Source organism: Halococcus sp. AFM35, assembly GCF_051195015.1.
GTDB lineage: Archaea > Halobacteriota > Halobacteria > Halobacteriales > Halococcaceae > Halococcus.
This window is the reverse complement of the sequence record NZ_JBNTJU010000015.1, coordinates 72,226-78,225: the sequence shown is the minus strand read 5'-3', so window position 1 is coordinate 78,225 and position 6,000 is coordinate 72,226. Positions and strand designations below refer to the sequence as shown.

Below are 6,000 nucleotides of genomic sequence, written 5' to 3'. Positions count from 1 at the left end.
CAACTGCTCGACATCAGCATCTCCCTCGAATTCACGTCTCAAGAGCAGTCAACCGAGAGCATTGTGAGGTACTGAATATAAGAACCGGTCTATTGGCTGAATGTTCCAGAATTCTCATACCGTACTCATCTAAATCCTTGCCAGGCATCCAGTTCTCAGAATACCCAATCCCTTTTTTCAAAATTAGGCGCTTATATTCGAAGTTCGCTTGTAATTTCCGTATTATTCGTATATAATCGTCGCACCACTTCTCAGCAGCACTGTATCGTTCCCATTCATATTCCATCTCAAGCTTTCCTTTTGATATCCTCCAGCTAAAAAATCCGCTCAAAAGAACGCTGAGAATTACTGTTGCAATGCTGAGAACGGTCTGGCCGATGGTTACCATAGTCCCACGTATAGTAGGTAAAGGAAAAGTACACTCATTGTATAGTGAGGTGTATGTATACTATATTAATTATTCACACGAGTGTTGAAGATATAAGAAATAATTGATCTATTCACAACGATTTCACCACCAGTAATCGCCGACGAGCTGCATCAGGAGTGCCTGTCCGAACACCGCCGCCGCGAGCAGCACCCGCCGCTGCCGCGAAGCGTTCGTGGCCCGCAGTGCGGCGGCGACGGGCAGCATGAGGAACGGATAGACGAAGAGTGCGCCGCGAGCGGTCTCGCCGGTGTGATAGACGCCGCCGGCGAACAGCCCGAGAATCGAGACCACTGCCGCACCGAACAGCACGAGCGGCTCGCGGTCGCGCGTGCTGAGGCCGCGTGCGCCCTGCCAGAGGACGCGCGCCCCGGCGAGTGCGAGCAGTCCTAGATACGGCGTGAAGAACAGGAGGATTTCGGCGATGTCCTCGATGCGCGTGTAGAGATAACGCAGCGGTTCGGCGAACAGGAGGAATCCGCCGGGGTTTTGCTGCTGGGAGGCGATGGCGAACGAGTCGAGATAATTGAAGTCGAAGACGACCGCGAGCAACGCGTACGCGCCGACTAGCCCGAGGAGGACGACGACGAGCGGGCGGCGTTTCGCCGGGCGGATGGCCGCGAACGCGGCGAGCACTGGGAGGATGAAGACGAACACGAACGTCTGTGTCGAGGCGACGAACACGCAGCCGAGCGTGCCGAGCGCCGCGACGAGCTGTGATTCGCGCGTGAAGCAGTACACCGCGGCCAGCATGACGACCGTAATCACGATGTCGAGCGTCGTCACGGTGTAAATCTGGACGGCCGGCAGGAGGACGAACAGGAAGGTCGTGAACTGGGCGACGTCGCGCGGGTAGTACGTTTCGAGCACGCGGAACAACAGCAGCGCCGCGAGCGCGAGCGAGAGCGTGCCGACGACCAGCGAGACGGCCAGCGACGACGGCAGCACCACCTCGAAGAGATAGAAGGTGAACACCGCACCCGGTGGGTGGGTGCGCGCATGCAGCGGCAGGCTCAGCTGTCGGGCCTCGAACGTTTCGAGGAACCTGATGGGGTCCGTGACGGCGACGGCGGCCTCGTAGTACCCCCCAGGATCGGCGATGCCGATGGCCGCCCGTTCGTAGGTTCCGGGTGCCGACAGCGGCCTGAGCAACCCCGGTCCGACGCCGTGAGTCAGCGTCGTGAGCACGGCCAGCACGACACCCGCGATGGCCACCGGCACGACGGTGGTCCGGTCGGTGCGGAGCAGATAGACGGTTGCAACGGTGAAAACGACGAGCGCCGCGATGGCGAAGGCGGGAGCCTCCGGCAGCGGGAGCCGCTCGATGCGGAGGGTGAACTTGCTGAGCGGCCAGAACTTCGGAATTTGGGTGTTCGCGCCGAGCAGTCCGCGGTCGAGGAACTTGATGGCGACGTTGAAGAAGACGACCGTGGTGAGCGTTACCCAGCCGACGACGAGGATTCGCCGCAGCGAGAACAGGCCGGCGGAGTGGCGCGTGGAGTCGGTGCCGCCGGTCATGTACGCCAATCCAACCGCTGGCGTTTAGGTGCTTTCGTCCGCGCCGGACCCCGTGTCAGGTCTCGGTGCCGGGACCCTCGCTTTCGGCGTCGTACTCCCAGAGACCGTTCTCGCGCATCGCCGCGCCGACGCGGCGGTGCATCGTCTGGATGTCCTCGATTTCGTCGTCCGAGACACCATCGAAGACCTCTTCGAGACTGACGACCCGCTCGTGATTGAGGCGAATCGGCTCGTCGCCGTGCTCGTCGACGAACGCCGACACGTCGAGCGGGAAATCCTCCTGCTCGTCGACTTTCTTCGCGATGACTGCCTGTCCGTACTTGCGCATCCCTTCGCTTCCCTCCTCGCCGTCGGGGTCGTGGGGCCAGTCGGCCATGTTCGAAACCCGTTCGGTCGCCGCAAAAGCGTTGCTGCTCGCCAGCACCGTTCCGGTGGGCGCGGACAGTTGGTATCCGTTGGTGTTCGAAACCCCGCGATAGTCGGAGACGGGCTCCGATTCCACACATCGATAGCAAACCGGCTGTGGATGGGGTAAAAACGAGTGTCGTCATGGCAGCACCATTTAGAAACATATATCATGTTATGGTTCGAACATGTCCGGCAACGGCTGTGGAGAGTCATGGACCAACCGCTCGACGACATCGAGTTTCTCTCGCGTTCGGAGCACCGCGTCAAGGTGCTCGATGCCGTGGCCGAGCACCCCCGAAGCCGGACCGACCTCCGGGCGCTGACCGGGGCCTCGTCGTCGACCATCGGGCGGATGTTGGGCGAGTTCGAAGAGCGGTACTGGGTCGAACGAGTCGGGCACCGATACGAGGCAACCTCCCTAGGTGCGTTCGTCGCGGAGGGGATGCTGAACCTGCTTGAGCGGATGGAAACCGAGCGAACGCTGCGCGAGGTCTGGCAGTGGCTCCCGACCGAGGAAATCGGATTCGATGTCGAGTCGTTCGCCGATGCGGTCGTCACGGTTCCGGAGTTCGGCTCTCCTGACCGGACCGTTAGCCGGTTTGCCGAACTGGTCGAGGAGACGAAGACCATCCGTGGATTCACTACGACGACCGTCACCTCGGACATGGAAGTGCTCTTTCGGAACGCCATCGAGGGGATGGAGACGGAGTTGCTGTGGCCGTCCGACCTCACTGAGACGGTTCTCGCCTCTCACCCCGAGCAGGCTCGGAAGGCTATCGAGAACGGGGATATAACTATTTTGATAAATGACGGCCTCCCGTGCGCCTGTGCCATCTTCGACGACCGTGTCGGGCTTGCTGGCTACGACCGCGAGACCGGAATCATGCGGGCCACTATCGATACCGACGCCCCTGAAGCGAGGCGGTGGGCCGAAGCACTCTACGAATCCTACAGACGCGACGCTCGACCCCTCGATCCGGAAGCTATCGTGGCATGAGCGTCGACACCGCGCTTGTGACCTGTCGTCGATCATTGAAGGGTCCGTCTTCGACTGCGGTGTCGCCAGCCGTAGCGTCGCTGCTGACGAGTGGGGTGGTCAATCGAGCGATCCGCCCACCAGAGCAGTTCATCCGCTTGCAGGTGATGACGTACTTGCACGGTCTGCAAGACAGTCATGGGTTCCCTGAATCACACTAGGTGCCTATATCATCACCCCAATCGTACCAGTTCGTGCCACAGAGGCACAGAATCATGGCAATAGATACCCGAACGGCAGAAGAGCCAATCGACGAAGAAAAACTAAATAAGCTGTTAGGGGTGGCCGTCACTGACTTCGGTGCGACGGCGCACGCACCGCTGGTCGTCATCGGCGACAAACTCGGCCTGTACGAAGCACTCGCATACGCGGAACCGCTCACGTCGGCCGGACTCGCCGAGGAAACCGACACCGCCGAACGCTACGTCCGCGAGTGGCTGCGCTCGCAGGCCGCCGGCGGGTACGTCACCTACGACCCAGAGACCGACCGCTACACCCTCACCCCCGAGCAGGCTGCGGTACTGGCCGACGAGAACGGCCCGGCATTCTTGCCGAGTGACTTTCAGGTCGCCCTGTCGGCGGCCAAGATCGAACCCCAACTCGCCGAGGCGTTCCGCACGGGCGAGGGTGTGGGCTGGCACGAACACGACGCGGGCCTGTTCCCCGGTACCGAACGCTCCTTCAGACCAAACTACGCGGCGAACCTCGTTCAGAGTTGGATTCCCGCGCTCGACGGTGTGGACGCGACGCTCGAAGCCGGCGGCCGCGTCGCCGACGTGGGGTGTGGCCACGGTGCATCGACCATCCTCATGGCCGATGCGTATCCCGAATCGACGTTCGTCGGCATCGACTACCACGAGGAATCGATAGCGACGGCGCGCGAGCGAGCAGCCGACGCTGGCGTCGCCGACCGCGTGAGCTTCGAGGTGGCGACCGCCAAGTCGTACAACGGCGCGAGCTACGACTTCGTGGCCACGTTCGACGCATTCCACGACATGGGCGATCCCGTGGGTGCGGCGGCACACGTCCGCGACACGCTCACCGACGACGGCACGTGGATGCTGGTCGAACCCTACGCGAACGACCTCGTGGAGGACAATCTGAATCCGCTGGGCCGGGTGTTCTACTCGGTCTCGACACTGGTTTGTACGCCGGGCGCACTCGATCAGGAGGGCGAGCGCGTGCTGGGTGCACAGGCCGGCGAGGCAGACATCCGGGAGGTTGTCACCGACGGCGGGTTCACCCAGTTCTATCGGGCAGCCGAGACGCCCATGAATCTCGTATTTGAGGCCAAACCGTGACGATGACGCTTAGACCACAGAACGACGAAAACAGGACAGAATAGTCGGATCCATTGGGTGATACACCCATCAACCCTGCGAACGAGGAATGCTATCGTTCCCTTTTCTCGCTTACAGGGCGCTCACAGGGTGTGCTCGCAAGAATCGGTGGGGATGGATTCGAACCACGGTCGTTCCGCTCGCTCGCTGCTCACGGCTCGCTCTGCTCGCCGTTCGCCATTTGGAGATGCTCGCTTCGCTCGCATCTCCCACTGCTCGCTCACCTCCCACTCTCTGATTCGAATCCCAACGTGTCGCGTTTCTCGTTCACGGCACTCCTCGCTTCGCTCGTCGTGCGTGTTCACGAGAAACGCGGTGGGGATGGGATTCGAACCCATGAGGCCAAAGGCCACCTGTTTTCAAGACAGGCGCAATCGTCCACTCTGCCACCCCACCGCAGCCACGACTACCCCGGCGGGCGTCTAAGACCTGTCGGTGTCCGTTTTCGTCGGTTCGAGGTCGCCGTCCTCCTCGACGAGCGCCAGTCCGAGTTCGTCGAGACACTCGGCGGTGTGGTGGGGAACGTCGCGTCCAGCCCGTCGGCGCGCACGGACGAGCGCGAGCGCGCCCGCAAGGTCCGTGCCCGTCTCGACCACGGGAGCCATCGGGCCGTAATCGACGTCGAGACCGGCATCGTTCGCGCGGGCGGTGAGCGTCTCGATTGCCGGCGGTGTGTAGGCATCCGCGAAATCCACCGTCGAAGCAAAGCCGGCGGCGTAGACTCGTCCCTGTGAGGCGGGTCCGAGCACGACGTCGCTCCGGCGGAGTTTCATCGCCAGTCCGTCGATGTCGCCACGGGTGAGGAAGGGCGCGGTCGGCTCGATGGCCATCGCCGAACTCTCCTCCTCGCTTTCGAGCAGATGCGTGACGGTGTTGCCGACGCGACCGGCGAACGTCGAGCCGACCTGCTCCTCGTAGCGCACCGCGTTCGGATTTTCGAGGGCGGCGTCGGCGAGCGCACGGAGTTCGCCCTCGGTGTCGCCGGACGCGCTCGGACGGTAGTTGACGAGCAGGTCGCTCGCGCTTGCCTCGACCGCGCGGAACACGTCTGCACACATCGCGGCGTAGAGATTTGGGGTTTCGCTTTCGGCAAGCGGCGTCGTCGCCACGAGGTCGGCCAGCACGCCCTCGTTTGGCGCGTCACAGAGGACGGCGACTGTGGTCATGGACGCACTCGGCGCGCGGCGCTTTTGAACGTCGTGGCTCGCGTGGTTGCCCGGCGGACCACGAAGCTTATGCACGACGGTGCTGTCACTCGCTCACACGGATGA

7 protein-coding genes and 1 tRNA gene are annotated in these 6,000 nt (G+C 62.3%); 2 read left to right on the top strand and 6 right to left on the bottom strand.

Features of this window, described 5'->3' with window-relative positions; genetic code table 11:
* Positions 1 to 31: 31 nt before the first annotated feature.
* The 3 genes from ACQUQO_RS12595 to ACQUQO_RS12585 all read right to left on the bottom strand — a co-directional run bounded on the left by ACQUQO_RS12595 (position 32) and on the right by ACQUQO_RS12585 (position 2,321).
* Positions 32 to 388 (bottom strand): hypothetical protein, encoded by a 357-nt coding sequence (locus ACQUQO_RS12595; protein WP_435078368.1) that lies wholly within the window; start codon positions 386 to 388, stop codon positions 32 to 34.
* A gap of 123 nt (positions 389 to 511) precedes the next feature.
* The gene (locus ACQUQO_RS12590) at positions 512 to 1,945 is read right to left on the bottom strand and encodes a hypothetical protein (protein ID WP_435078367.1); all 1,434 of its coding nucleotides are present in this window, start codon (positions 1,943 to 1,945) and stop codon (positions 512 to 514) included.
* A 55-nt stretch (positions 1,946 to 2,000) separates the two neighbouring features.
* Positions 2,001 to 2,321, bottom strand: a complete 321-nt coding sequence (locus ACQUQO_RS12585) for a DUF5785 family protein (protein ID WP_435078366.1) — start codon at positions 2,319 to 2,321, stop codon at positions 2,001 to 2,003.
* A 243-nt stretch (positions 2,322 to 2,564) separates the two neighbouring features.
* Here ACQUQO_RS12585 and ACQUQO_RS12580 point away from each other — a divergent pair, with 243 nt between their 5' ends.
* Positions 2,565 to 3,350, top strand: a complete 786-nt coding sequence (locus ACQUQO_RS12580; protein ID WP_435078365.1) for a helix-turn-helix transcriptional regulator — start codon at positions 2,565 to 2,567, stop codon at positions 3,348 to 3,350.
* Positions 3,351 to 3,604: 254 nt separating this feature from the next.
* Positions 3,605 to 4,690, top strand: a complete 1,086-nt coding sequence (locus tag ACQUQO_RS12575) for a class I SAM-dependent methyltransferase (protein WP_435078364.1) — start codon at positions 3,605 to 3,607, stop codon at positions 4,688 to 4,690.
* A 122-nt stretch (positions 4,691 to 4,812) separates the two neighbouring features.
* Here ACQUQO_RS12575 and ACQUQO_RS12570 read toward each other — a convergent pair whose 3' ends face one another.
* From ACQUQO_RS12570 to ACQUQO_RS12560, 3 genes are all read right to left on the bottom strand, one after another.
* Positions 4,813 to 5,067 (bottom strand): hypothetical protein, encoded by a 255-nt coding sequence (locus ACQUQO_RS12570; protein WP_435078363.1) that lies wholly within the window; start codon positions 5,065 to 5,067, stop codon positions 4,813 to 4,815.
* Positions 5,043 to 5,125: transfer RNA gene (locus ACQUQO_RS12565), tRNA-Ser, on the bottom strand. Before ACQUQO_RS12565 ends, ACQUQO_RS12570 begins: the two co-directional genes overlap by 25 nt.
* Before the next feature lie 26 nt (positions 5,126 to 5,151).
* A complete protein-coding gene (locus ACQUQO_RS12560) occupies positions 5,152 to 5,895 on the bottom strand; it encodes a hypothetical protein (protein ID WP_435078362.1) in 744 nt (247 codons plus the stop codon).
* Between the last annotated feature and the right edge of the window lie 105 nt (positions 5,896 to 6,000).